General features: G+C 71.2%; 2 protein-coding genes. Both read left to right on the forward strand.

Annotated features, from left to right (window positions below; all coding sequences use genetic code 11):
• Positions 1 to 26: 26 nt before the first annotated feature.
• Positions 27 to 986 (forward strand): metallophosphoesterase, encoded by a 960-nt coding sequence (locus A9X04_RS15410; protein WP_067921892.1) that lies wholly within the window; start codon positions 27 to 29, stop codon positions 984 to 986.
• Positions 983 to 2,110, forward strand: coding sequence for a PLP-dependent cysteine synthase family protein (locus A9X04_RS15415; protein WP_067921894.1), 1,128 nt, complete (start codon positions 983 to 985; stop codon positions 2,108 to 2,110). Before A9X04_RS15410 ends, A9X04_RS15415 begins: the two co-directional genes overlap by 4 nt.
• Positions 2,111 to 2,240 lie beyond the last annotated feature (130 nt).

Here is a 2,240-nt window from a genome sequence, read left to right on the forward strand (position 1 = left end):
AGCGCAACCGGCAGTAGGCTGCCAGCATGGCTGATGTTCTGCCCACGCTGATACGCGCCGGTGCCGCCGCGCTCGGTTCTGCCGTCGTCGGCATCGGTTATGCCGCCGTCGTCGAGCGCAACGCCTTCGTCCTGCGCGAGATAACCATGCCCGTCCTGACGCCGGGCTCCACGCCGCTGCGGGTGCTGCACATCAGCGATCTGCACATGCTGCCCGACCAGCGCCGCAAACAGGCCTGGCTGCGCGAGCTGAGCAACTGGGAACCCGACCTGGTGGTCAACACCGGCGACAACCTGGCGCACCCCAAGGCGGTGCCCGCGGTGGTGCAGGCCCTCGGGGACCTGCTGTCGCGGCCGGGTGTCTTCGTGTTCGGCAGCAACGACTACTTCGGGCCGCGCCTGAAGAACCCGCTGAACTATCTGACCAACCCGTCGCACCGGGTCCACGGTGAGCCGCTGCCCTGGCAGGACCTGCGGGCGGCCTTCACCGAGCGCGGCTGGCTCGACCTGACCCACACGCGGCGCGAGTTCGAGGTGGCCGGCCTGCACGTCGCCGCCGCCGGCGTCGACGACCCGCACATCGACCGGGACCGCTACGACACGATCGCCGGACCGGCCAGCCCGGCCGCGAACCTGCGGCTCGGGCTGACCCATTCCCCGGAGCCGCGGGTGCTGGACCGCTTCGCCGCCGACGGCTACCAGCTGGTGATGGCCGGACACACCCACGGCGGCCAGGTCTGCCTGCCGCTCTACGGCGCCCTGGTCACCAACTGCGGCCTGGACCGGTCGCGCGCGAAGGGCCCGTCCCGCTGGGGCGCGCACATGCAGCTGCATGTCTCCGCCGGGATCGGCACCTCGCCGTTCGCGCCGGTGCGCTTCTGCTGCCGGCCCGAGGCCACGCTGCTGACGTTGATCGCCACCCCGATGGGCGGACGCGACTCGGCCAGCGACCTGAGCCGTTCGCAGCCAACAGTTTCGGTGCGTTGAGCCAGCGGACCCGGATCGCGGTCCGCAGCCGCTCGCGGTGCTGGACGGACGACGCGGTCCGGCTGATCCACGCCGACGCCCGCCGCAGCGCCGACACCCACCTGCTGCGCTACCCGCTGCCGTCGGCGTGGGGCCAGGATCGCAGCGGTGTCGGCGGCGATGTCGATGTGGCGCTCTACCTCAAGGACGAGACCACGCACATCACCGGCAGCCTCAAGCACCGGCTGGCGCGGTCGTTGTTCCTGTATGCGCTGTGCAACGGGTGGATCAACGAGGGCACCACCGTGGTCGAGGCCTCGTCGGGCTCCACCGCGGTGTCGGAGGCCTACTTCGCCGCCCTGCTGGGCCTGCCGTTCGTGGCCGTGATGCCGGCGTCCACCAGCCCGTCCAAGGTGGCGCTGATCGAAGCCCAAGGCGGCCGTTGCCATTTCGTGCGCGACTCCTCCGAGGTGTACGCCGAGGCCGAGCGGGTCGCCCGCGACACCGGCGGGCATTACCTGGACCAGTTCACCAATGCCGAACGCGCCACCGACTGGCGGGGCAACAACAACATCGCCGAGTCGATCTTCGACCAGATGGCCGAGGAGGCGCATCCGGTCCCGGAATGGATCGTGGTCGGTGCGGGCACCGGCGGCACCAGCGCGACGATCGGCCGCTACATCCGCTACCGGCGGCACGCCACCCGGCTGTGCGTCGTCGACCCGGAGAACTCCGCGTTCTTTCCCGCCTACGCCGAGGGCCGCTGCGACGTCGTGGTGTCCGGGTCCTCTCGCATCGAGGGCATCGGCCGGCCACGGGTCGAGCCGTCGTTTCTGGCCGACGTGGTCGACCGCATGGTCTTGGTCCCCGACGCGGCGTCCGTCGCCGCCGCCCGCCACGTCAGCGCCGTCCTGGGGCGCCGGGTGGGGCCCTCGACGGGCACCAACGTGTGGGGCGCGTTCGGGCTGCTCGCCGAGATGGTCGCCGAGGGCCGCAGCGGTTCGGTGGTCACGCTGCTCGCCGACAGCGGCGACCGCTACCAGGACACCTACTTCAACGACGAGTGGGTCAGCGCGCAGGGACTCGATCCGAGTGGCCCCGCCGAGGCGTTGACGGAGTTCGAGCGCTCCTGCCGGTGGCCGTGACCCGCCACGCCGCGATTTGGCCAGCCGCTGGGCCGGTGCGATAGGCTGTCGGAGCTTCAAGCGGGGTGTGGCGCAGCTTGGTAGCGCGCTTCGTTCGGGACGAAGAGGCCGTGGGTTCAAATCCCGCCAC

This window comes from Mycobacterium sp. E3247, assembly GCF_001667785.1.
Lineage (GTDB): Bacteria > Actinomycetota > Actinomycetes > Mycobacteriales > Mycobacteriaceae > Mycobacterium.

What these genes read in the sequence shown, in the direction of transcription:
- A9X04_RS15410 (WP_067921892.1), top strand. Translation starts at nt 27, where the DNA reads ATGGCTGATGTTCTGCCCACGCTGATACGCGCCGGTGCCGCCGCGCTC.